Source organism: Lysinibacillus sp. GbtcB16, from assembly GCF_019091145.1.
GTDB classification, from domain to species: Bacteria; Bacillota; Bacilli; order Bacillales_A; family Planococcaceae; genus Lysinibacillus; species Lysinibacillus fusiformis.
Genome location: NZ_JAGXJV010000542.1, coordinates 1 through 261, shown reverse-complemented (window position 1 = coordinate 261; position 261 = coordinate 1). Strand labels below are relative to the sequence as shown.

Sequence of the window (261 nt, the reverse complement as noted above, 5' to 3'; positions counted from 1 at the left end):
AAGATGAAATTCGCGCAATCGTATCAGGCAAAGGCATTTTCATCATCAAATCCGAGGAAATCGGTTATTTCGATGTCGAGCTTGAGCCTGGCGATGTGATCTCGGTTCCTGAGAACACGAACCATTTCTTCACGCTGATGGATAACCGTCAAATCGTAGCTGTTCGCCTTTTCATTGAGAAAGATGGTTGGATTGCCTACAACGTAGATGACCCGGCATTTATCAAAGCTTAATTGATTCCCGCAAATAAAGCCCAACAGC

Annotated in this window: 1 pseudogene; it reads left to right on the top strand. The window is 44.4% G+C overall.

The features are described 5' to 3' along the window. Positions 1–233 (top strand): annotated as a pseudogene (locus tag KVT27_RS25175) (acireductone dioxygenase); the annotation flags it as partial. Positions 234–261: the final 28 nt, after the last annotated feature.